Origin of the sequence: Ensifer canadensis (assembly GCF_017488845.2) — a bacterium.
Lineage (GTDB): Bacteria > Pseudomonadota > Alphaproteobacteria > Rhizobiales > Rhizobiaceae > Ensifer > Ensifer canadensis.
This window is the reverse complement of sequence record NZ_CP083370.1, coordinates 657,613-678,412: the sequence shown is the minus strand read 5'-3', so window position 1 is coordinate 678,412 and position 20,800 is coordinate 657,613. Positions and strand designations below refer to the sequence as shown.

Below are 20,800 nucleotides of genomic sequence, written 5' to 3'. Positions count from 1 at the left end.
CGCGGCCGTCAGCGCCGACAAAGTCGGGTAAGCGCGTCGCCAAAAACACGCGCCGCCGGCCCGAGCGGCTCGTCGATCCGGTGCACGAGATAGGCCTCGGCGGCGACCTGGCTGTTGCGGCCGAGCGAGGCCGTAGGCAAGCGAACGAGCCGGCCCTCGGCGAGATCGCGCTCCACCTGCCACAGCGGCAACCGCCCCCAGCCGAGCCCCGCCAGGATCATCGCATGTTTGGTATCCTGGTTGCTGACTCGGCAGGTCTGCGGCGAAAGCACGCCGAAGTCGCGCCCCTCCGATCGCTGCGAGGGATCCGACTGGACGATCTGCAGATGGTCGGCGAGCTCCGGGCTGCCGAGCACGCCGTTGACGGCGTTCAGACCCAGCGGATGCTGCGCGGCCACCACCGCGATCAGCTGGACGTCCGTCAGCGCCTGCCGGCCGATCGCCGGATCGCGAAAATCTTCACCCACCATGATCCCGAGCGTGAAGCGTCGCTCGATCAGGCCATCGAGCGGGCCGCCGAGCGGCGAAACCGAAAGCCTGATGGCAACCGAGGGAAAGGCCACCCGCATTTCCTTCAGTGCAGCGCCGACGGTCACAATCGGAAACAGCGTATCGACGATCAGCGACAGTTCCAGCTCGATGCCCTCGCCGAGGCCGCGGGCGCGGGCACGCATGGCATCGACGCGCAACAGGATATCGCGCGCATTGGCAAGCAGAGCCTGGCCTTCGGGTGTCAGCACCGGCCGGTGGCCGGAGCGATCGAACAAGGAAACCCCGAGCCCGGCCTCGAGATTGGCGATGGCGTGGCTGACGGCAGACTGGACGCGGGACAGCCGGCAGCGCCGGAGCGAAAACTGCCGCTTTCGGCAACCACCACGAAAGTCCGCATCTGGTCCAGGGTCAAGGCGTCAATCATGATCGATTCCATAGATCAGTTTGATGCATTTTATATCACTTTTTCAGATCGATGAAAGCACCCATCCTGCCTGACATCAGCGGCCGCGAACGCTCCGCAGACCGAAGCAAGCGCAACAAGGGAACCGGAAATGACAAAGATCCTCGTGCTTTACTACTCCTCCTACGGTCACATCGAGACCATGGCCGCAGCCGTTGCGGAAGGCGCACGGGCCGCAGGCGCCAGCGTTGCGGTGAAACGGGTGCCGGAGATCGTACCGGAAGCCGTCGCCATCAATGCCGGCTACAAGCGCGACCAGGACGCACCCGCCGCAAGCGTTGCCGAACTGCCCGATTATGACGCGATCATCATCGGCACGCCGACGCGGTTCGGTAACATGGCCGCGCAGATGAAGAACTTCCTCGATCAGGCGGGCGGCATCTGGGCCAGGGATGCGCTGGTGGGAAAAATCGGCAGCGTCTTCACCTCGACCGGCAGCCAGCACGGCGGCCAGGAGTCGACGATCCTGGCAACACACACGGTGCTGCTGCATCTCGGCATGGTGATCGCCGGTCTGCCCTACAGCTTCAAGGGCCAGATGCGCATGGATGAGATCAGCGGCGGCTCGCCCTATGGCGCCTCGACGCTCGCCGACGACGGCAATGGCGGCGACCGGCAGCCAAGCACCAACGATCTGGAGGGTGCACGCTTCCAGGGCCGCCACGTCGCCGAACTGGCGCGGGCGCTGGTCGCCGGCCGGGCGCGTGTGGCGGAGGTGGCCTGATGTCGACGGTCGTCGCTTTCGTCCCGGAAAGGACCAGCTTGACCGCAGTAACGGCGGTCGTTGCCGCCGGCATGGTCGCCGCAATGCAGGTGGGCAAGGGGCTGATCGCCGGCCCCCTGCTGCAGGCCGATCTCGGGCTCGACCTGACCGCACTCGGCTGGCTTACCTCCGTCTTTGCGATCGTCGGCGTTGTCGGCGGCATGCCGGCCGGAGCCATGGTCGCGGCCATCGGCGACCGGCGCATGCTCGGCGTCGGCATGGGCATCCTCCTGCTCGGCATCATCACCGGTGCCGCGAGCCAGAACTTCACGCTGCTCATCCTGTCCCGCATCTTCGAGGGGTTCGGTTTCCTGCTCGTCGTCGTTGCCGGTCCGGCGATCCTCATGCGCATTGTCGGCTCCGGGCGGCGTGATCTGGTCTTTGCGGTCTGGAGCTGCTTCATGCCGGCGGGCATGGCAATCGCGATGCTCACGGGTCCTCTGTTTGCCTCCTGGCAGGCAATCTGGTGGATCAACGGCCTCGTCGCGCTCCTCAGCCTGTTGACGATCATTGCAGCGATATCGCCCTCGCAGAGCAGGCCCCGCCCATCCGCTGGCGGCTTCCACGCGGACGTGATCGCAACGGTGAAAAGCCGAGGGCCGGTGCTGCTCTTCGCCCTTTTCGCCCTCTACAGCCTTATGACGTTCACCCTGTCCAGCTTCCTGCCGATCCTGCTCGTCGCGCTTGGAACGGCTGGGGTGCTCAGTGCCCTCATCACGCTTTCCAACGTCATCGGCAATCTTGCCGCCGGCCACATGCTGTCCCGCGGCGTCGGCCGCGGTCGTCTGGTTATCACTGTAGCCACGCTGATGGGCGCTGCCGGCCTCTGGATCTTCCTTTCGCAGTCGGGTGACTTGCTGACGTTTACATCATGCGTGCTATTTTCGGCGATTGGCGGACTGATCCCTGCGACCTTGATATCGACCGTACCGATGCTGTCGCCAAGCCCGGCGCCCGCACCGATGGCGATGGGCCTCTTGATGCAAGGCAGCAATCTCGGGCAGCTCGTCGGACCTGTTGCTGTCGGAACCGCGATCGAAGTTTACGGCTGGACTTCCGGTGCGGCCTTCATCGGCATCGGCGCACTCGCCTGCATCCTGCTGGCGACAACTCTTGATCGCGCCCTTCCTGTTAAGGAACAGAAGAAAGCGTGATGGAGCATCTGTTCGACACCCTCTACGGCGCCGGGGCGGAACGGCTCAGCTTCGCCCCCAATTTCACCGGTCGCGCCTTCGTACTTCGTCGCGATGCTGGCACCCTGCTCGTCTGCGCCTCGCGGCAATTGGCCGAAGAGGCCGAAGGCCTCGTTTCGGTGGGCGCGATCGCACGGTAGCACATCAACCACCATCACCAGGCGATGCCCTCCTGCGATTGGGCCTCAGACCACCTCGGCGCACCGCTGTTTGGACCCTGGAACGCCGGCAGATCCGGGCACATTGCCGAATGGCCGGTGGTTTTGCTGATCGCGAACTGCCTTCCGCGGATTTTGAAGTGATCCCCACACCTGGGCATACGGCGGGCTCGGCCTGCTTTCTCTGGGACGATGGCCAGCGTCGTGCCGAGCCTGGCAAAGGGACTGCCGCTTCATCAGACCGAGGTACGGGAAACGGAACGCCAGATCGATGCGATGACGCGGCGGCTGAAGCACGGTGCCGATGGTTAGAGCATTTCCAGGAAAAGTGCGAAGCGATTTTCCGTCAGGAAATCCGTAAAAAACAAAGAGATAGAGCGTTTCTGCGACTTCGTCCAAACCCGAAACGCTCTATCGTCGATCGAGGGTACGACACCAAGACAACAAAAAACCCACCGGCGCTGGCGCCGGTGGGTTTTCTTCAAGCAGAGCCGAAAGAGATCAGACGAACTGGCTGAGGCCCGGGACCGAGGCGACAACTTCGTCGACGACATCGGCGCCAGCCTTTTCCTTGGCGAAAGCAATGGTTTCCTTGGCGAGCGAGGTGATCTCGCCCATGCCGAGGCCCTGGCTCATCAGCTGCTGGCCGAGCGCCATGACACCGCCGCCGCCGATCGCCGACATCAGGCCGCCGAGCAGACCGCCGCCGCCCGTGCCTTCGCCGTTGTACTGTGCGATCAGGTCGGTTGCGCCCGGGATCGATTCGATCATCTGGGCGACCGGACCGTCAGCCGCTTCGCGCTGCAGGAAGCCGAGGATCATGCCGACAGCCTTTTCAGCCGTCGCAGGCTCTAGGCCGACATTCTCCGCTACGCGCGTGACCAGTTCATTCATGGATAACTCCTCGTTGAATTTTGACGTTGACGTCAAGGTAAATGATCGCTTCCGAAATAACAAGCGACGATGGATGGAATGCCGGGCAATCCACCAGCTTTCAAGCAGCTCTCCGCGCATCGCGTAGCGGCGCAATTCCGCGGCTCGGGGCAATCGTTTCACGGTCGTGACCGCTTGGCAATGCGACCGATCGGCCGCCACCAGCTCCGCTGGTTTCGGGTTGCGCGCCGCAATCACCTTGTTGCCGGGTGGAGCAGCACCGCCTATAACAGGAACGAGCCACATTTCGATGACGGGCCCGGCAGACATGCCGCGAACCGCCCGCTTTCATTGATGAAACGGAGATGAAGCCCACATGGTGGAAGAAGGCAAGCTCTTTATCGGCGCCAGCCGCAAGCCGGATGATACGATCAACAAAGGCGAATATCTCGAGCTGAAATTCGGCAACCGCCACGGGCTCATCACCGGCGCCACCGGCACCGGCAAGACCATTACCCTGCAGATCCTCGCCGAAGGATTTTCCAGCGCCGGCGTTCCGGTGTTCTGCGCCGACGTCAAGGGCGACCTCTCGGGCATCGGTGCGATCGGCGAGGCCAAAGACTTCATCCTCAAGCGCGCCGAACAGATCGGCCTGCCGACCAACCCCTACGAGTTCCAGGAATTCCCGGTCATTTTCTGGGATCTCTACGGGGAAAAGGGCCACCGCGTCCGCACCACCATGTCGGAAATGGGTCCACTCCTCCTGTCGAGGCTGATGAATGCGACGGACGCTCAGGAAGGCGTGCTCAACATCGCCTTCAAGATCGCCGACCAGGGCGGCCTGCCGCTGCTCGATCTGAAGGATCTGCAGGCGCTGCTCAACTACATGGGCGAGAACGCCACCCAGCTTTCCAACCAGTTCGGCTTCATCTCCAAGGCCTCCGTCGGCTCGATCCAGCGCGAACTGCTAATCCTGGAACAGCAGGGCGCCGAACATTTCTTCGGCGAGCCGGCACTGAAGATCACCGACATCATGCGCACGACCAATGACGGGCGCGGCGCGATCTCGGTGCTTGCCGCCGACAAGCTGATGATGAACCCGCGCCTCTACGCGACCTTCCTGCTGTGGCTTTTGTCCGAGCTGTTCGAGGAGCTGCCTGAGGTCGGCGATCCCGAGAAGCCGAAGCTGGTGTTCTTCTTCGACGAGGCGCATCTGCTGTTCAACGATGCGCCGAAGGTGCTGACCGAGCGGGTCGAACAGGTCGTCCGCCTCATCCGCTCCAAGGGCGTCGGCGTCTATTTCGTGACGCAGAACCCGCTCGACGTGCCGGAAACGATCCTCGGCCAGCTTGGCAACCGCGTCCAGCATGCGCTGCGCGCCTATACGCCGCGCGACCAGAAGGCGGTGAAGACCGCCGCCGACACCTTCCGCCCGAACCCGGAGTTCGACTGCGCCACCGTCATCACCAATCTCGGCACCGGCGAGGCGCTGGTCTCGACGCTCGAAGGCAGGGGCGCGCCGTCGATGGTGGAGCGCACGCTGGTGCGCCCGCCGCAATCGCGTGTCGGCCCGCTGACGGCGGAAGAGCGGCAGAAGGTCATGGATGTCAGCCCCGTCCGTGGCCAGTACGACGAAGATTTCGACCGAGATTCGGCCTATGAAATGCTGACGGCGCGCGCCAAGAAGGTGGCGGAAGCGCAGCAGCAAGCCGAGCAGGCGCCGGTGGAAGCCGATACCGGCGGTGGCCGCTGGACGCTTCCGGCCTTCGGCGACGACGAGTCTGCGGCCCCGGCCGGAAAGCAGGCCCGTCCGCGCTCCTCCGGATATCAACGCGAAACCGTGGTGGAAGCGGCGATGAAATCGGTTGCCCGCACCGTTGCAACCCAGGTTGGCCGCGCATTGGTTCGCGGCATCCTTGGCAGCCTGAGCAGGCGCTAGAGTATTTCCAGGAAAGTGCGAAGCGGTTTTCCGTCAGGAGATACGGAAAGGCAGGAGCGAGGGCGTTTCCCCGGCTCCTCTAAAGCGGAAGCGCCGCAGCGCAACGGCGCGGACGCTGTCCGCCGCGGCGATAGAATAGACCATCTCTGCACGCCCTGATCCGCCGGATCAGGGCGTGCCTGCATCTTGAAAGGACATCCCATGGACGTGAAAGACTCGAACGGCGCCATCCTCAACGACGGCGACAACGTCACCCTGATCAAGGACCTGAAGGTCAAGGGCACCTCGACGACGCTGAAGCGCGGCACGGTGGTCAAGGGCATTCGCCTCACCGACAATCCTGACGAAGTCGAGTGCCGGGTCGAGAAGATCAAGGGCCTCGTGCTGCGCACCGAATTCCTGAAGAAGGCCTGATGCTGCTGCGCGCGGCAGGAAACGGGTAGCGCGCCCTCGCCGTCAATGACGCGCGAAGCTGAGCAGACAAACAATAAAGCCCGGCGGGAGCCGGGCTTTATTGTTTATTAGCGAAACGAGAGGCTTAGAGCGTTTCCGGTTTAAACGAAGCCGCAAACGCTCGGCCTCTTTGTTTCCAAGCATTTCCTGACGGAAAACCGCTTCGCACTTTCCTGCAAAGGCTCTAGGCGACCGTCAGCGTGACGTCGATATTGCCCTTGGTCGCATGGCTGTAGGGGCAAACGATATGCGCCTTCTGGACGAGATCTTCGAGAACCGCCTTGTCGACGCCCGGCGAAGTGATTTCGAGTGCAGCGTCGATGCCGAAGCCGGTGCCGTCTTCGCGCGGGCCGATGCCAACCGTGCCCGTCACGGTGGTGTCTTCCGGAAGCTTTACCTTCTCCTTGCCGGCGACGAATTTGAGCGCGCCGAGGAAGCAGGCGGAATAGCCGGCAGCGAAGAGCTGTTCGGGATTGGTGCCGCGGGCGCCGTCGCCGCCAAGTTCCTTCGGCACGGTCAACGTAACGTCGAGAACGCCATCGGCGCTCTTGGCCTGGCCGGCGCGGCCACCGGTTGCGGATGCAGTGGTACGATAGAGAATGGGCATTGGCGGGGTCTCCTTTGCGTTTCGTTGTCGAAATGAGAATTACATACTGCAAAATTAAATTGTGCGCAAATTAATTTTGCAAATTGCATTTTCGGCCCAAATTTGCGACAATGCTGAGATGACGATCAAAGCGGCACAATTCGACACGCTCCCGGACGAAGCGCTGACGCTCGGTAAACAGCTCTGTTTCGCCGTCTATTCCGCTGCGCATGCCTTCAACCGCGCGTACAAGCCGCTCCTCGATCGTTTTGGCCTCACCTATCCGCAATATCTCGTGCTGCTGGCGCTCTGGCAACAGGACGGAATGACGGTCAAGCGTATCGGCGAAGAGATCGGGCTCGATTCGGGAACGTTGTCCCCGCTGCTGAAACGGCTAGAGGCGGCAGGTTATGTCGGTCGGCAACGCGATCCCGGCGACGAACGGCAGGTGATCGTCAGCCTGACGGAGAAGGGTCATGACCTCAAGACGGAGGCTTTCGGCATTCTCGCTGATATCGGCAAGGCGTCGGGCTGCAGCCTGGAGGAAGCCCGTGAAATCAGGGAAACCCTACATCAGCTGACGCGACGGCTCTCCTCCGGCGAGAGCGAAGTCTGATCGCGGGCGGCAACGTCGAAATTTCAAAACTTGAGAAACGTGCCGGGATCGTGGCTGTCGCGCCGATCTTGCGCAGCACAGAAACCGGGCGCGCAGGTCGAACGCCCGGACTGATCCAACCTGCGGCGCTGTAAGCGCAGCTCAGACGACGAGGATCGGCGCCTTGCCTCGCACGCGGTCATAGAGATCTATGACATCCTGATTGAGCATGCGCACGCAACCCGACGAAACGGCCTTGCCGATCGACTGCCATTCGGGCGAGCCATGCACGCGGTAGAGCGTGTCCTGCCCGTTCTGGAAGATGTAGAGCGCGCGGGCGCCCAGCGGGTTGTCGATACCAGGTGCCATGCCGCCATTGCTGGCGGAATACTTTGCCAGCTTCGGCTGGCGCGCGATCATCGAATCGGGCGGCGTCCAGCGTGGCCACTTCTTCTTCCACTGGATGACGCCGCGGCCCGACCAGGCAAAGCCCTCGCGACCGAGACCAACTCCGTAGCGCAATGCGCTGCCACCCGGCTGGATCAGATAGAGGAACCTGTCACCGGTATCGACGACGATCGTGCCCGGACGCTCGCCGAAGGGATCGCTGACCTCCTGGCGATAGAAGCGTGCATCGATCTGGCGATAAGGCACGGCCGGGATCTGATTGCCGCCATCGTCGACAGCGGCATAGATATCGCCGAAATAGGCGCTCTGCGGCGGCAGGCCCGTCGGCAACGGACCTCCATAGGCAGGGCCTTCCAGAATGACCTCGGCACGCGGATCGACCCAACGCCCTTCAAGAGCAGGATTGCGAAAGATCGGCGCAGTTTCCTGGCGGAAGCGATCGGTGTTCATCGAAGACGTGCAGCTCGCAAGGCCCGCGGAGGCGAGCGCAATACCGGACGTGCGGAGAAACTGGCGACGGGAGAAAATAACTGAAGAGGACATCGAACTCTGAAAGGCTTGAGTGCGCGACGAACTGGAGTGCTGCACGAAATTGATTAATGAAACGATTCGCGCAGACCCGCCCAATTTAAGAATGCTGGCATCTACGGCTGGAACGAGGCTTGTGTCGGTAAACGTCGGATCACGTTTCCGACAGCTTTTTCGGCGTTACGCCGGCGTGGCTCAAATGCCGTCGGCGTTCAAGCCGGGCTGGCGCAACAGCGCCTCAAAATCCGCTGATGCAAGCGGGCGGCTGAAAAAATAGCCCTGGATCTCGTCGCAACCGCTATGGCGCAGGAACTCCACCTGCGCCTGGGTTTCGACCCCTTCGGCGATCACCCGCAGCCCGAGATTTTGTGCGAGCGATATGATCGCCGCGGTGATGGCCCTGTCGTCGACATCACCAGGGATATCCTCGACGAAGGATCGGTCGATCTTCAGGCGACGGACGGGAAACCGCTTCAATGCGCTAAGGCTCGAATATCCCGTGCCGAAATCGTCGATCGCCAGATGCACGCCGATCGCCTTCAGTTCGTGCATGGTCGCCAATGCGCCCGGCACGTCCTGCATGATCAGGCTCTCGGTCAATTCCAGCTCGAGAAACCGCGGCTCCAGCCCGGTCTCGGCGAGAACGGCGGCGACATGCGCCGCCCAGTTTCGCTCGCGGAACTGGCGTGCGGAAACGTTGACGCTGACGATCAGCAACGGCAGCCCGGCCTCGTGCCACGCCTTGCACTGACGGCAGGCGGCGCGCAGCACCCAATCGCCGATCGGCACGATCAGTCCGGTCTCTTCGGCCAGCGGAATGAAATCGCCCGGCGAAATCATGCCACGCTCGGGATGCCGCCAGCGAAGCAGCGCTTCGGCGGCAAAGACCCGGCCGCTCTCGATATTCACTTGCGGCTGGAAATGCAGCAGGAATTCTTGCCCCGCGATCGCCTGGCGCAACTCCGCCTGCTTCAACAGCTTTTCGTGGGCCTTGTCGGCCATCTCCTCGGTGAAAACCTGCAGATTGTTGCGGCCGAGCTCCTTGGCGCGGTACATCGCCATGTCGGCATTGGCGAGCAGCTCGCCGACCGTCTTGCCCTGGTTGGGGAAACAGGCAACGCCCATGCTGCAGGATATCTGCAGGCTGCGGCCGTTGATCTGCATGGGCGCAGCAATAGCCGCCCGAATATCCTCAAGGCGTGCGAGCACGACATCGCGCTCGCAGGGCAGGCCGTTCAGAAGAAGGATGAATTCATCGCCACCGACGCGCACGACCATATCGGATTTGCGCACCGATGCGCGCATGCGCGTGGCGGTCACCTTGAGCAACTCGTCACCCGCCGCATGACCCAGCGTGTCGTTGACGAGCTTGAAGTTGTCGAGATCGAGGAAGGCGAGGACCGCCCATTGCCTCGTTCCGCGCAACGCTTCCAGGGCTTCGGCGACCTGCTCTTCGAACAGCGCCCGGTTCGGCAAACCGGTCAACGCATCGTGGTGAGCCATGAAGCTGATGCGGTCTTCGGCCTGCTTGCGCTCGATCGCGATGCCCGCCAGATGGGCTGCCATGGCGATCAGCTCCTTCTGGGGTTCGTCGGGAACGCACACGGTTTCCGAATAGAGGGCAAAGGTGCCGAGCACCTTCCGATCGCGAGAATGGATCGGTGTCGACCAGCAGGCATGGAAGCCGTAGGGCGTGACGACCTCCTTGCAATCCTCCCAGAGCGGGTCGCTATGAATATCCGCAACGATCACCTGCTCGCCGCGCCAGGCGGCCGTGCCGCAGGAGCCCGCTTTCGGGCCGATCTCGAGACCATGGATCAGGCCACAATAGGTTTCGTCCAGGCTCGGCGCGGCACCATGCAGCAGGTGACGGCCATCGGCCGATAGCAGCAGGATCGAGCCGCGGATCCGCGGCACCAGCGCCTCGATCAGCAGGATCAGTTCGCGGAAAAATTCTTCGAGCGGCCGGCCGTTGGCGATCATCTCCAGAAGATGCGCCTGGCCCTCCAGCAAACGTTCTGCCGCCTTGCGGTCGGAGATATCGCGTGACACGCCGACGATGCCGACGATCTTGCCGCGCTTGTTGCGCAACGGCACCTTGGACGTCATCAGCCAGCGATCGCGACCCTTGGTCACCATCGCACGCTCTTCGATGCCGAAGATCGGCTCTCCCGTCTCGATCACCCGGCGCTCGACAGTGGCGATGATCTCGGCCAGATGTGGCGGATGCAGGTCGAAATCGGTCTTGCCGATGATGTCGCGAAGCGATTCCAGTCCGTTGTCTTCGATAGTGACCTGGTTGGCGATGAGGAACCGGCCCTCGGTATCCTTGGCATAGATATAGTCGGGCACGTGGTTGATGATCGTTTCCAACCAGTAATGCCGGTCGGCAATGTCAGGGTCGGAAGGAAATATCCGGCTCATCTCATCGGCCAGACGATTGCTCGCATCGATCAGGCAGCGCGTATCCTCGTTGCCGCCCACATTGAGGGCCGCATAACGCGGATTGCGGGACGTGTTCTTCGCCAAGCAAGGCCTCCGGAAGCACAATGTCGAGATCGGTCTGACTTCCCCAACCAACGATAGGCGGCCAAAGGTTAGCCGTCCCTAAATAAGACAAGGAAAATCGTGCAGAGGTTGCATTTCGGTGCTCAATATAGCCGGAAAGATGGGGCGGCGCGAGCCGCCCCATGCCAAATCAGGACAGAACCCTGCGCAATGGCGGAACCAGCATCAGTGCCTGGTCCGCAACGATCATTACGATGATCGCAATGCCGGTCAGCGGAAAGGCCAGCCCGAACAGTAGCGCCAGCAACCACAATCCGGCATAGATACTACGCCGCGGCGGCATCGGCGGCACGCCGATGCGCCCGGCCGGGCGCCGTTTCCACCACATCACAACCGCCGAAACCGACACGAATATGATCGCCAGGCAGGTCGCAAGCATCAGCAGCTGGTTGAACAGCCCCCATTCCTGGCCCTTGTGAACGTTGATGCTCCATTCGATCGCCTTGCCGAGTGGCGGGTACTGGCCAAAGGCGATGTCGACCAGCGGCTCGCCGGAATATTGATCGATGTGCATCGTGCGTTCGCGGGCGAGATCGGCGGGAAAAATCGCCGCGGTGTAGACACCGGTCTCGTCGGCGGGAATGGCCAGTTCATAGCCAGGCAGCATGCCGGCCTTGTCGGCAATCGCGACGGCCCTGTCGAGCCCGATGGACGGGACTGAGCCGCCGCCGGCCGCCGACATCGGGACCGGCGCGTTCTCCACCAGCCAGCCGGCCTTGGAGAGCACGTCGGTCGACACCTTCGTCGAGGTCGGGACATCGTCCCAGAGCTCGGCCGGGTAGCCCAGACCAGCCGCCGTCAGCTTGCCGTTGACGGTCGAGCCCCAGTAACCGGACCAGAGCAGACCGGAAAAGGCGAGAAAGACGATGAGCAGCGCCGAGGCGATGCCCGTGACCGCATGCATGTCGCGCCAGAACACCCGTCGCCCCGGTGTGCCGCGGACGGTGATCACACCGCCGGTCTGCTGCCGTGGCCACCAGAGATAAATGCCGGTGACGACGAGCAGCAGCGCAAAACCCGCGACAATCTCGATGATCGTTTCGACACGTTTGCCGAAAAAGTCGAGGCTGTGCAGGTCTTCGACCACCTGGTTGAACTCGTCGCTCGGGGCGACCATGTCGAGTATGCCGGCAGTATAGGGATCGACATAGACCATCAGGCGCCCTGCGCCTACGCCCACCGTCACGCGTGCCGACCGATCGGCACCGGCCGGCGTGCGATAGGCAACTGCCGTGCTGCCCGGCACCGCCTCGACGGCGTTGGCGACGATCGCCGAGGGCGGCAGCGGCGTCTCCCCCACCGCAACGATATTGCGATAGGCAAAGAACGTGTCGTCGATCTCGTCGTTGAAGAGATAGAGCCCGCCGGTCACGGCAAGGCTGATCATGAATGGAATGACCAGAAGGCCGGCGAAGAAGTGCCAGCGCCAGATCGCGCGGTAGAGCGAAATGCCGCGCTCGGCGACATCGGGCAGTCGCGCGGCGCCGGAAAGAGATGCAGTCGTCATGGGTGTCCCCCCGGGAAAAGCCCAGCGATGACCAGCTGGCGGCTTACCCTTGCTTGAAGTCTGGATGTGGTGGTTGCGCCAGCCGCTGGAGCGAACGCGTCGACCGAGAACCCCTCGTCGACAGTGCGCGTGCTGGCACTCAACCCTTCAGAGGCAGATCAGGCGGAAAACGGTGGGGGCGCGCGAGGCCCGGAGCCAGCCAGCAGCACCGGACGAGCGAGCAAAAGCTTGGCTGCTGGCGAAGAGAGCGCCAGGAACGTAGGCGCGGTCTTGGCGTGAAACGCCTGAGGCGTGGGCAGAAGCACCGGCGCGGCGAGACAGCAGGACTGGCATGCATGCGCTTTCGTGCCGCCCTTGCCATCCGGATCGTCATGGCCGGCCAGGCAGAGGTCGGGAAGCGAGCCGTCGGGCAGAACATAGGCTGCCATATCCGGTGCAGCCCGCATGGCGGCGCCCGCTGGCAGTTGCACCAGGGCGGAAACGATGAACACCAGCGCGCAGAAAATGCGCACTGCCGCGTCCATCCTCATCCACTCTCGCCGCGGTCGCGCCAATCAAGCCCCCATATCGATGCTGGGATTGCTAGTGTGCGAAGGTCTGAAAGACAAGCGGCCTTACCGCCGCACCGGTCGTTCAGCAAAAGATTTCATGCGAGATATCAACGCCCGCCGCTTCTTGCGCGGTCCGCGATTGCCTATGACAAGGGTATGCAAATGACAGGAGGAGACCGGACATGCTGACGATCTATGGCGTCTATCGCTCGCGCGCATCGCGCAATTACTGGATGGCGGGAGAACTCGGCATTCCCTTCAAATCCGTACCTGTTAAGCAGGCCTATAGGCTGGCCGATCCGCTGGCGGACGATGCGCCTGTTAACACCAAGTCGGCGGAGTTTCTCGCCGTCAATCCGATGGGCTTGATCCCGGCGATCGACGACGATGGCCTTGTGCTGACGGAATCGCTTGCCAACAATCTCTACCTCGCCCGCAAATATGGCGGGCCGCTTGCGCCCATCGACGTCCGGGAAGAAGGACTGATCGGCAATTGGACGATGTGGGCGGCCACCGAAGTCGAGCCGCACGCCGTTCGCATCATTCTCACCTACGATGCCGGCACCGAGAACACCGATGAGGGCAAAGCCAAGGTCAGCGCGGCTGTCACCGCATTGGGCAAGGCCTTTGCCTATCTCGAAAGCCATCTCGATGGCCGGGACCATATCGTCGGCGACCGCTTCACCGTCGCCGACCTCAACCTCGCGGAAGTGTTCCGCTACGCCATGAGCCAGACGGAACTGTTCGACGGGCATCCCAAGGTCAAGGCGTGGCTGGCGCGCTGCCAGTCTCGTCCGGCTTTCAAGGCGATGATGGAGGTTCGGTCAAAGGAAGCCGAATAGGCTTCTGCCATCGAACGCCACGCCGGCGAAGCGACATTAGTCACTCGCAGACGGTGGCTTGAAACGGGTGCGTGGCGCCTTGAGGTCGAGCAGTCGCATGCCCTCTTCGACCTCGTCGCGCACCCAACGTTTGAACGCCGTGGTGGCCTTGCTCTCCCGCCTTGAGGGCGAGCTGACGAAGTAGTGGCCGTAGCCGGTACGCGCGCGGATACCGTAGGGAACGACGAGACTGCCCTCGGTCACGGCGAAACCGGCAAGCGTCTGCCAGGCGAGCATCACGCCTTGGCCGGCAATCGCGGCATCGAGCACGAGCGATGCCTCGTTGAAGGTATGGCGCACGCCCAATTCGGCACCGGAAAGCCCGACCTCGCGCAGCCAGACCTCCCAGGTAAACATCGAATGGCCGTCGATAACCGCCGGCATCTTTAGAATATCTGCAGGCTCGCGCAGGTTTTCAGCCATCGCCGGCGAGCAGACCGGGAAAACCTCCTGCTCCAGCAACAGCTCCGATTTGACCCCCGGCCAGCGACCCTCACCAACACGAATTCCGACATCGACATCCGATGTATCGAGATTAACGAGCCTGGTCGTCGCGTCGATGCGCAGCCTGATATCAGGATGGCGCTCGGCGAAACGATTGAGCCGGTAGACCAGCCAGCGCGCGGCAAAGACCGGCGCGACCGAGATTGTCAGCACCGATTCGTCCCGCCGCCGCGCCGAGGCAACCGCCTCAGCCAACTCGCCGAAAGCATTGCTCAGCCGCGCCAGGAACAGCCGGCCGAAATCCGTGGCCACCAGCCCACGCGATGTGCGCTCGAACAGGATGCGGCCGAGCTGCGCCTCGGATTTGGCGATCTGCTGGCTGACCGCGCCGGGGGTCACCCCCAATTCCTCGGCTGCTGCTGCCAGCGAGCCAAGGCGACCGGCCGCCTCGACCGCACGCAAGCCGTTCAGGTGAATAGCATTCAATTCTTTCATATAGTTTTTCTAAACCTACCCTTTGGCAATCTCAATTGAAATCGTGGTCAAACAGGCAGATGCTCTGAAGCATCGAAAGGATGGCCCGCCATGCTGAAGATTTTCTCCCTGTTGAAACCGACCCGATCTCTTACCGACACCCGACAGGACGCCTCGCTCTCCTGGGCACGCGACCCATTGCAACATCCCGATCTCGAACGAATGGACGGGCGCGAACTCGGCGACCTGCCCTTCCCGGGCTGGCCCTGGCCGCGGACCGGCAATTGCGATTGCGCCTCGGCGGCCAGGCGATGAGCCACCCTCCGGCCGCGCATAATGGCCGCCCGAGCGAAGACCTCGACGGTCCTTTTGCCCGCGTCGTGACGCTGGCCGAAGCCTCTGGCCTGCCGGAGGTGTCGCTCGGCACCTCCTATGGCACGCCCGCTCTCTTGGTAAAAGGCAAGAGCTTTGCGCGCATGAAGGACGCCGACACCCTGGTGGTCATGTGCGCGCTCGAAGAAAAAGAAATGCTGCTGGAACTCGATCCGTCACTCTTCTTCGAAACCGATCACTACAAGGGATGGCCGGCGATGCTGGTGCGTCTTGGAGCGATCGACGACGCGAGCCTGACACAGAGGCTGATCGCCGCCTGGCGCGAGAAGGCGCCGCGGAAACTGTCAGCCGACTTTCCGGCCTAACTCGACATTCCTCGTCGCGTGGGCCTGGCGGATCACCGGGCCGTTACCCGACAAATACCTGCTATGCCACGCCGTTAGCTCCCTGCCTTTGAACCCAAGCCAGCCGGATCGCTCAATCGCCGACGGCATAAACGAGGCTGACAGTGCCGTCCGGGCGCGACTTCGCCTCGTTGAGCTGCAGGCGATGCCGTTGCGCGATCGTTGCAAACAGCGCCTTGCCCTCCCCCACCACCAGCGGATGGATCGTCAGGCGCAACTCATCGATCACGCCCCTGTCGAGCAGGCCGGAAACCGTCTGCGCGCCACCGACCACATAGATGGTCTTGCCCGACCGTTGCCGCAAAGCGTCAACATCCGCTGCGTCGCGCAGCACCGTCGTGTTCGCCCAGCGCACGCCGTCGAGCGTGTTGGACAGCACATAATGCGGCGTGTTCAGGGCGAAGTCGGCGTATTCGATTTCCTCTGGTGTCGGCAGGTTTCCGCTCAATTCGAGCGGGCTGTGCGGGTCGGCCTTGATCGCGCTCCAATATTGTTCGTAGCCCGAATACATGCCGCTTCCGAGCACGCAGGCATCGATTTCGGGCAAGAGATCAAAGGTATCCGACCAGGACTCGACCCAATCGGCATAGCCATCGGGACCATCGATCTTGCCATCGATGGACATTTGCATGCCGGCAACAACCTTGCGCATTTTCGTCTCCTCTTCGATGCTCTCATCAAGGACGAGCGGGACGCCCGCGTGCCGACAGGGTGCCTGAAATATCGTTGGAGACTGGTGCCGCGGTGCAGGCGGCGAAAAGGACGGCAGCGGGAAGATCGCCAATTTACATTGCTGGTCATGGCAAGGCACGGATGCGGGCGCTGACAACATCGCGCGCTCTTCCAATTTTCGTGTCCCGCCTGTACCGATGCTAAATCCTTGCCGCACAGGTACCCGTCGATGATCGTTCGCGACCGCCCCAGCCTCCCCAAGCTCTTCTTCATTCTGCGCGGCTCGGTCATCCAGCGGATCTTCCCGCAGGTGCTGTTCGTCTTTGCCCTGTCAGCCGGCGTCGTCTGGTCGCACCAGGCCTTCCCGACGATGGTGCCGAGCGTCAACAGCGGACCGTTCGCGCTTTTGGGCATCGCCCTTTCGGTGTTTCTCGGCTTTCGCAACAATGCCTGCTACGACCGCTGGTGGGAGGCCCGCAAGGATTGGGGGCAGCTGATTTTCGTCTCGCGTGACTTTGCCCGCCAGACACTGATCCTCGAAGCAGGTGACGCGGACGGCGCGCGGGCACGTTTGCTCAATCTGGTGATCATCTTTGCGCAGACGCTGGTCTGCCACCTGCGGCCGGGCAGCAAGCCCGACAAGGCGTTGCGGAGGCTGCCAGCGGATCTCCTGCCTACCTACAAGGCAAGCCGCAATGCCCCGGACCTGCTGCTGCGCGAGATCGGCGGCCTGCTTGCCAGCCTGCGTGCCACTGAGAGGATCAGCGACATTCAGTACATGATGCTGGACGGCACGGTCGGACGCATGTCGGCCGTGCTTGCCGCCTGCGAGCGCATCCGCAACACGCCGGTTCCCTTCGGCTACACGTTGCTTCTGCACCGCACCGCCTATCTCTTCTGCTTCCTCCTGCCCTTCGGATTTGCCGATGCGCTCGGGTGGGCGACGCCGTTCGTAACGGCACTCGTCGCCTACACCTTCTTCGGTCTCGACGCGCTTGGCGATGAACTGGAGGAGCCGTTCGGCACGCTGCCGAACGACCTGCCGATCGTGGCGCTTGCCGATACGATCGAGATCAATCTGCGCGAGGCGCTTGGAGAAACCGACCTGCCCGAATTGCCGCAACCGAAGGATTACATGTTGATGTAGCCGACAGATTTCCAAGGACCGCAGGCTTGTGGCAACACACGCCAGGATAGCCATGATAACTCATTGCAGCTTCCAGCTTTGTTTTCTATTTGCTATGCAGGGTGTCCTGAAAGCGAAGGTTTCGAATGCGGCTCAGCAAGGCATTGAACGGACTCATCGTAAGCCTCGGCCTTGTCGTTGTTCTCATGCTTGTGATGAACTTCAGGGTGGCCGAATTCGGCCGTGCCTCCAGCGCTGACAACCTTACGGTCGAGGAATGGCAGCAGAGGAAACGTGCTCTTCGCGAAGAACGCCACGCCTTTTCCCGTGCAGTGACCGGGTGCAGGCTTGGGATGGAAAAGCGAATTGCCGAAGGCCGGATCGCCAATGTCGACCTGGCGAAGCTGGGGTCCCATTTTGACGTGCGGCTGGCAGAGATTCCGGCAGCCTATTGCCGCCTGTTCGTCCGCGCCATTATCGACGATCAGATCAGCTACGGGGAATTCGTCGCCTGGGCAGACGAACCCCCGCTCGACCTGCCCGAGAGACTCGCTGGCCGTTAGCCCCGATCCTTAACCCTTCAGAACCGCGAGAACCCGGGCGACTGCCGGCCGCTGCGTCATGCGGTTGCGGTGGTCCAAAATCTTCGGGAAGCGTGTCGGGTCGACGCCATCCGGCTCGAGCCAGCCAGCGATCGTGAACAGGTAGGGGTCGGCGATCGAGTAGGTGTCGCCGGTGACGAAGGGACCGGCGAGCATCCTGGTTTCGATCAGCTCGAAACAATCCGTCATATTCGAAGCAACCTTGGCCCTCATCGCCTCATGCGCCGCCGGGTCGTCGGCCCAGCGCGAGCCACGCCGGCCGTGGGCATGGGCGACATGCACGGTCGAGCAGAGATAGCTCAGGAAGGATTGGATCCGTGCAAACTCGAAGGCATCGTCGAGCGGTGCCAGCTTCGCTTGCGGAGCGCTTTGGGCAATGTAGGTGAGGATCGCCGGGGTCTCGGTAATTGTGCCGCGATCGGTGACGAGCGCGGGGACACGCCCCTTCGGGTTGATCGCGAGATAGTCGGGCTTGGTCTGTTCCGCCTTGGAAAAATCGACCGGCGCGGCCGTGTAATCGATGCCAGTCTCTTCCAGCGCGATGTGCGAGGCCAGCGAGCAGGTTCCCGGGGTGTAGAACAATTTCAGCACGTTACTCTCCTTGCTAATCAAGGCGACCCTGGCGCCGCCTTCGGGCCGCAGAAGAAATGAAGTCTCCTCGGTTGACAAGCCGAACATGACTTCAATACAACGTGAACGTAACGTTATAACATATTTTCGGAGTCGCTCATGAAGACCTTGATTTCCTCCCTGCTTGCCGCCGGTCTGCTGGCCACCGCAGCCACGCCGGCATTTGCGCATGGCGCCTGGATCGGCGAGCGCTGGGGCGACCTTGCGGTGATCTACGGCCACGGCCCCGCCGACGAAGCCTATGATCCGGCCAAGGTGAAATCCGTTTCTGCCCTCGGCGAGGATGGCACGGCATTGCCGGTCACCATCGAGCCGGCCGGCACCCATGCCCTGCTGAAGCTCGACGGCGAACCGGCCCTGCTCGCGCTCGAATTCGACAACGGCTACTGGAGCCAGGGTGCTGACGGCAAATGGGTGAACAAGCCGAAGAGCGAGGTACCAGGCGCCAAACAGGCGAGCCACTCGGTGAAATACAGTATCGCGCTTGTGCATGTGCATGGCGACATGCCGGCCTTCCCGGCCCAGCCACTGCAGATCGTGCCGCTCGACAATCCGATCGGGCTGAAGCCCGGCGAAAAATTTCGCGTCCGCCTGCTGCTTGATGGAAAGCCGCTCGAAGGCAAGGAAATCACCGTCGACTACGCCGGACTTCCGGAGCTCGTCTCCGAAAAAACGGACGCGAAGGGCGAAACCGAAGTGACGTTGCGCAATGCCGGCGTCAACATTCTCGCCGTCAGCCACGCAATTCCGCTCGAAGCGGATACCGCCGCCGACAAGAAGGGGCTGACGGCAACGCTGACCTTCGTCGCCGAGCCGCACGTGCACGAATAAGTCCACGCCTTTCCGGGTAGCCGGCGCAAGTGCGACAAGGCACGCGTCGCGGCATGCCCGGCACCAATCCGCAGCCCCGGCGAGCTATACCCGCCGGGGCTGCTGTCGCTCAGGCGACCTGCGCTTCGCTGCAGCCGGGCACATCTTCGAGGTTGTAATAGACCGGAATGCCGCGCTCCCGGGCAATGCGGACATCATTGTCCGCCCCCTTGCTGTCGCCCGGCAGACGCAGCACGGCATCGCAAAGCGCCAGCAGGCGCCCGGCGACGGGATGAAAGATCTCCTCGTAGAGGTCGTCACCGATGCTGGCGCCGCCGGCGGCATGCCAGACCGGCAGCGCCACCCACTCCCCGATAACAGGCACATGGCCCGCCCTGAAGAGGGCATAGGACGGTTCCTCCAGACGCTTCAAATTTTCCGCCATCTTGGCCGGATCGTCGCCCGTACCCGAGCGATAGGGACCCGCAATCAAGATCAACATGATTTTTTCCTTACTTTGCACGATACACCCAGATAACTCTGGAATATTCATGATATTTCGTGTAATATCGTGAAGAGTCAAGGAGCGAAATGATGCTGACCACACAGAGACGAGCGTTGATCTCGGCGCGGCTAAGCCGCGATGGCGAGATCGTCGCCAAGCGCCTGGCGGATGAATTGCAACTTTCCGAAGATACGATCCGCCGTGACCTCCGGGAAATGGCGGCCGAAGGGCTGCTGAAGCGGGTGCATGGCGGTGCGCTGCCGCTGACACCTGCCCTACCGGACTTTGCCACACGCCAGGAAATTGCTGGCAACGTCAAACGCCGGCTCGGACGCAAGGCAGCCGGGCTCGTCGCACCGAGGCAAACGATCTTTCTCGATGGCGGCACAAGCAACGCCGAAATCGCCAGAGCGCTTCCGCGCGAGATGCGGCTGACGATCATCACGCACAGCCCGACCATTGCGGCGGAGCTGGAGAGACATGAGGCGGATGTGATCCTTATCGGCGGCAGGCTTTACAAGCACTCCATGGTGGCAACGGGTGCGGCCGCCCTGGCGGCCATTACCGCTATCCGTGTCGACATCTTTTTCCTGGGCGTCACCGCGATCCATCCGGTTCATGGGTTTTCGACCGGCGATTACGAGGAGGCCGCCGTCAAGCGCGCCATTCTTGGCCAAGCCGCCGACACCTTCGTCATCGCGACAGCCGAAAAGTTCGATGCCGCTTCGCCGCACCACGTCGCCAACGCCGAAGACATTGCCGGCCTGATCGTGCCGGAAGATATGAACGATGATGCTCTCGGCCCCTATCGCGACAAGGGCATGGCGCTTCTGTCGGCGTGA

General features: G+C 62.4%; 24 protein-coding genes and 1 pseudogene. 14 read left to right on the top strand and 11 right to left on the bottom strand.

Translation table 11 applies throughout. From position 1 onward, the window contains the following. Positions 1 to 8: 8 nt before the first annotated feature. Positions 9 to 916: pseudogene (locus J3R84_RS03255) on the bottom strand (LysR family transcriptional regulator). A 130-nt stretch (positions 917 to 1,046) separates the two neighbouring features. Between J3R84_RS03255 and wrbA the strand changes: the two are divergent. The 4 genes from wrbA to J3R84_RS03235 all read left to right on the top strand — a co-directional run bounded on the left by wrbA (position 1,047) and on the right by J3R84_RS03235 (position 3,587). Next, positions 1,047 to 1,679 carry an NAD(P)H:quinone oxidoreductase gene (gene wrbA / locus J3R84_RS03250; RefSeq protein ID WP_025426263.1) on the top strand — a complete coding sequence of 211 codons (633 nt, stop codon included), beginning with the start codon at positions 1,047 to 1,049 and terminating at the stop codon, positions 1,677 to 1,679. After that, complete coding sequence (locus J3R84_RS03245) at positions 1,679 to 2,872, top strand: MFS transporter (RefSeq protein ID WP_203527602.1); 1,194 nt, start codon at positions 1,679 to 1,681, stop codon at positions 2,870 to 2,872. Before wrbA ends, J3R84_RS03245 begins: the two co-directional genes overlap by 1 nt. Next, positions 2,869 to 3,051, top strand: a complete 183-nt coding sequence (locus tag J3R84_RS03240; protein ID WP_156612976.1) for a hypothetical protein — start codon at positions 2,869 to 2,871, stop codon at positions 3,049 to 3,051. The genes J3R84_RS03245 and J3R84_RS03240 overlap by 4 nt, the downstream gene beginning before the upstream one ends. A 110-nt stretch (positions 3,052 to 3,161) precedes the next feature. Next, positions 3,162 to 3,587: an MBL fold metallo-hydrolase gene (locus J3R84_RS03235; RefSeq protein WP_128090419.1), complete on the top strand. Its 426-nt coding sequence runs from the start codon at positions 3,162 to 3,164 to the stop codon at positions 3,585 to 3,587. Here the strand turns inward: J3R84_RS03235 and J3R84_RS03230 are convergent. Further along, the gene (locus J3R84_RS03230) at positions 3,571 to 3,963 is read right to left on the bottom strand and encodes a DUF2780 domain-containing protein (RefSeq protein ID WP_053250731.1); all 393 of its coding nucleotides are present in this window, start codon (positions 3,961 to 3,963) and stop codon (positions 3,571 to 3,573) included. The two genes, J3R84_RS03235 and J3R84_RS03230, sit on opposite strands and share 17 nt — an antisense overlap. A gap of 355 nt (positions 3,964 to 4,318) precedes the next feature. Between J3R84_RS03230 and J3R84_RS03225 the strand changes: the two genes are divergently transcribed. Further along, on the top strand, positions 4,319 to 5,881 hold the full coding sequence (locus J3R84_RS03225) for a helicase HerA-like C-terminal domain-containing protein (protein WP_203527604.1): 1,563 nt from the start codon (positions 4,319 to 4,321) through the stop codon (positions 5,879 to 5,881). A gap of 201 nt (positions 5,882 to 6,082) precedes the next feature. Then, positions 6,083 to 6,295: an alkylphosphonate utilization protein gene (locus J3R84_RS03220; RefSeq protein ID WP_025426258.1), complete on the top strand. Its 213-nt coding sequence runs from the start codon at positions 6,083 to 6,085 to the stop codon at positions 6,293 to 6,295. A 223-nt stretch (positions 6,296 to 6,518) separates the two neighbouring features. On the opposite strand, the gene J3R84_RS03215 is transcribed toward J3R84_RS03220, so the two are convergent. Then, positions 6,519 to 6,941, bottom strand: a complete 423-nt coding sequence (locus tag J3R84_RS03215; protein WP_025426257.1) for an organic hydroperoxide resistance protein — start codon at positions 6,939 to 6,941, stop codon at positions 6,519 to 6,521. 118 nt (positions 6,942 to 7,059) lie between these two features. On the opposite strand from J3R84_RS03215, the gene J3R84_RS03210 reads away from it, so the two are divergent. Further along, a complete protein-coding gene (locus tag J3R84_RS03210) occupies positions 7,060 to 7,536 on the top strand; it encodes a MarR family winged helix-turn-helix transcriptional regulator (RefSeq protein ID WP_025426256.1) in 477 nt (158 codons plus the stop codon). A 141-nt stretch (positions 7,537 to 7,677) separates the two neighbouring features. Here J3R84_RS03210 and J3R84_RS03205 read toward each other — a convergent pair whose 3' ends face one another. From J3R84_RS03205 to J3R84_RS03190, 4 genes are all read right to left on the bottom strand, one after another. Then, positions 7,678 to 8,466 (bottom strand): L,D-transpeptidase family protein, encoded by a 789-nt coding sequence (locus J3R84_RS03205; protein ID WP_025426255.1) that lies wholly within the window; start codon positions 8,464 to 8,466, stop codon positions 7,678 to 7,680. A 180-nt stretch (positions 8,467 to 8,646) separates the two neighbouring features. Continuing rightward, positions 8,647 to 10,980 carry an EAL domain-containing protein gene (locus J3R84_RS03200; RefSeq protein ID WP_025426254.1) on the bottom strand — a complete coding sequence of 778 codons (2,334 nt, stop codon included), beginning with the start codon at positions 10,978 to 10,980 and terminating at the stop codon, positions 8,647 to 8,649. Between the two features lie 169 nt (positions 10,981 to 11,149). Then, on the bottom strand, positions 11,150 to 12,526 hold the full coding sequence (locus J3R84_RS03195; protein ID WP_025426253.1) for a PepSY-associated TM helix domain-containing protein: 1,377 nt from the start codon (positions 12,524 to 12,526) through the stop codon (positions 11,150 to 11,152). A gap of 158 nt (positions 12,527 to 12,684) precedes the next feature. Next, a complete protein-coding gene (locus tag J3R84_RS03190) occupies positions 12,685 to 13,038 on the bottom strand; it encodes a hypothetical protein (protein ID WP_128090418.1) in 354 nt (117 codons plus the stop codon). 221 nt (positions 13,039 to 13,259) lie between these two features. Between J3R84_RS03190 and J3R84_RS03185 the strand changes: the two genes are divergently transcribed. Next, entirely contained in the window at positions 13,260 to 13,919 is a 660-nt protein-coding gene (locus J3R84_RS03185) for a glutathione S-transferase family protein (protein ID WP_025426251.1), read from the top strand. A gap of 36 nt (positions 13,920 to 13,955) precedes the next feature. Here J3R84_RS03185 and J3R84_RS03180 read toward each other — a convergent pair whose 3' ends face one another. Beyond that, complete coding sequence (locus J3R84_RS03180; RefSeq protein WP_025426250.1) at positions 13,956 to 14,897, bottom strand: LysR substrate-binding domain-containing protein; 942 nt, start codon at positions 14,895 to 14,897, stop codon at positions 13,956 to 13,958. 90 nt (positions 14,898 to 14,987) lie between these two features. On the opposite strand from J3R84_RS03180, the gene J3R84_RS03175 reads away from it, so the two are divergent. After that, on the top strand, positions 14,988 to 15,191 hold the full coding sequence (locus J3R84_RS03175) for a hypothetical protein (RefSeq protein WP_057212448.1): 204 nt from the start codon (positions 14,988 to 14,990) through the stop codon (positions 15,189 to 15,191). Next, entirely contained in the window at positions 15,188 to 15,574 is a 387-nt protein-coding gene (locus tag J3R84_RS03170) for an MmcQ/YjbR family DNA-binding protein (protein WP_051509197.1), read from the top strand. The genes J3R84_RS03175 and J3R84_RS03170 overlap by 4 nt, the downstream gene beginning before the upstream one ends. 112 nt (positions 15,575 to 15,686) lie before the next feature. Here J3R84_RS03170 and J3R84_RS03165 read toward each other — a convergent pair whose 3' ends face one another. Then, positions 15,687 to 16,265: a dihydrofolate reductase family protein gene (locus tag J3R84_RS03165; protein ID WP_025426248.1), complete on the bottom strand. Its 579-nt coding sequence runs from the start codon at positions 16,263 to 16,265 to the stop codon at positions 15,687 to 15,689. 249 nt (positions 16,266 to 16,514) lie between these two features. On the opposite strand from J3R84_RS03165, the gene J3R84_RS03160 reads away from it, so the two are divergent. Beyond that, complete coding sequence (locus J3R84_RS03160; protein ID WP_025426247.1) at positions 16,515 to 17,432, top strand: bestrophin family protein; 918 nt, start codon at positions 16,515 to 16,517, stop codon at positions 17,430 to 17,432. Between the two features lie 125 nt (positions 17,433 to 17,557). After that, positions 17,558 to 17,974 (top strand): hypothetical protein, encoded by a 417-nt coding sequence (locus tag J3R84_RS03155; RefSeq protein WP_057211496.1) that lies wholly within the window; start codon positions 17,558 to 17,560, stop codon positions 17,972 to 17,974. A gap of 9 nt (positions 17,975 to 17,983) precedes the next feature. Here J3R84_RS03155 and J3R84_RS03150 read toward each other — a convergent pair whose 3' ends face one another. Next, positions 17,984 to 18,604 (bottom strand): glutathione S-transferase family protein, encoded by a 621-nt coding sequence (locus tag J3R84_RS03150; protein WP_025426245.1) that lies wholly within the window; start codon positions 18,602 to 18,604, stop codon positions 17,984 to 17,986. A gap of 138 nt (positions 18,605 to 18,742) precedes the next feature. Here J3R84_RS03150 and J3R84_RS03145 point away from each other — a divergent pair, with 138 nt between their 5' ends. After that, the gene (locus J3R84_RS03145; protein WP_025426244.1) at positions 18,743 to 19,474 is read left to right on the top strand and encodes a DUF4198 domain-containing protein; all 732 of its coding nucleotides are present in this window, start codon (positions 18,743 to 18,745) and stop codon (positions 19,472 to 19,474) included. Positions 19,475 to 19,583: 109 nt separating this feature from the next. On the opposite strand, the gene J3R84_RS03140 is transcribed toward J3R84_RS03145, so the two are convergent. Then, positions 19,584 to 19,955 (bottom strand): hypothetical protein, encoded by a 372-nt coding sequence (locus J3R84_RS03140; protein WP_025426243.1) that lies wholly within the window; start codon positions 19,953 to 19,955, stop codon positions 19,584 to 19,586. A gap of 92 nt (positions 19,956 to 20,047) precedes the next feature. Between J3R84_RS03140 and J3R84_RS03135 the strand changes: the two genes are divergently transcribed. Further along, entirely contained in the window at positions 20,048 to 20,800 is a 753-nt protein-coding gene (locus J3R84_RS03135; protein ID WP_025426242.1) for a DeoR/GlpR family DNA-binding transcription regulator, read from the top strand.

Excerpts from the sequence above, each read along its gene's own strand:
- wrbA (WP_025426263.1), top strand. The coding sequence starts at position 1,047 with ATGACAAAGATCCTCGTGCTTTACTACTCCTCCTACGGTCACATCGAG.
- J3R84_RS03245 (WP_203527602.1), top strand. The coding sequence starts at position 1,679 with ATGTCGACGGTCGTCGCTTTCGTCCCGGAAAGGACCAGCTTGACCGCA.
- J3R84_RS03235 (WP_128090419.1), top strand. The coding sequence starts at position 3,162 with ATGGCCGGTGGTTTTGCTGATCGCGAACTGCCTTCCGCGGATTTTGAA.
- J3R84_RS03230 (WP_053250731.1), bottom strand. The coding sequence starts at position 3,963 with ATGAATGAACTGGTCACGCGCGTAGCGGAGAATGTCGGCCTAGAGCCT.
- J3R84_RS03225 (WP_203527604.1), top strand. The coding sequence starts at position 4,319 with ATGGTGGAAGAAGGCAAGCTCTTTATCGGCGCCAGCCGCAAGCCGGAT.
- J3R84_RS03220 (WP_025426258.1), top strand. The coding sequence starts at position 6,083 with ATGGACGTGAAAGACTCGAACGGCGCCATCCTCAACGACGGCGACAAC.
- J3R84_RS03215 (WP_025426257.1), bottom strand. The coding sequence starts at position 6,941 with ATGCCCATTCTCTATCGTACCACTGCATCCGCAACCGGTGGCCGCGCC.
- J3R84_RS03210 (WP_025426256.1), top strand. The coding sequence starts at position 7,060 with ATGACGATCAAAGCGGCACAATTCGACACGCTCCCGGACGAAGCGCTG.
- J3R84_RS03205 (WP_025426255.1), bottom strand. The coding sequence starts at position 8,466 with ATGTCCTCTTCAGTTATTTTCTCCCGTCGCCAGTTTCTCCGCACGTCC.
- J3R84_RS03195 (WP_025426253.1), bottom strand. The coding sequence starts at position 12,526 with ATGACGACTGCATCTCTTTCCGGCGCCGCGCGACTGCCCGATGTCGCC.
- J3R84_RS03185 (WP_025426251.1), top strand. The coding sequence starts at position 13,260 with ATGCTGACGATCTATGGCGTCTATCGCTCGCGCGCATCGCGCAATTAC.
- J3R84_RS03180 (WP_025426250.1), bottom strand. The coding sequence starts at position 14,897 with ATGAAAGAATTGAATGCTATTCACCTGAACGGCTTGCGTGCGGTCGAG.
- J3R84_RS03175 (WP_057212448.1), top strand. The coding sequence starts at position 14,988 with ATGCTGAAGATTTTCTCCCTGTTGAAACCGACCCGATCTCTTACCGAC.
- J3R84_RS03170 (WP_051509197.1), top strand. The coding sequence starts at position 15,188 with ATGAGCCACCCTCCGGCCGCGCATAATGGCCGCCCGAGCGAAGACCTC.
- J3R84_RS03165 (WP_025426248.1), bottom strand. The coding sequence starts at position 16,265 with ATGCGCAAGGTTGTTGCCGGCATGCAAATGTCCATCGATGGCAAGATC.
- J3R84_RS03160 (WP_025426247.1), top strand. The coding sequence starts at position 16,515 with ATGATCGTTCGCGACCGCCCCAGCCTCCCCAAGCTCTTCTTCATTCTG.
- J3R84_RS03155 (WP_057211496.1), top strand. The coding sequence starts at position 17,558 with ATGCGGCTCAGCAAGGCATTGAACGGACTCATCGTAAGCCTCGGCCTT.
- J3R84_RS03145 (WP_025426244.1), top strand. The coding sequence starts at position 18,743 with ATGAAGACCTTGATTTCCTCCCTGCTTGCCGCCGGTCTGCTGGCCACC.
- J3R84_RS03140 (WP_025426243.1), bottom strand. The coding sequence starts at position 19,955 with ATGTTGATCTTGATTGCGGGTCCCTATCGCTCGGGTACGGGCGACGAT.
- J3R84_RS03135 (WP_025426242.1), top strand. The coding sequence starts at position 20,048 with ATGCTGACCACACAGAGACGAGCGTTGATCTCGGCGCGGCTAAGCCGC.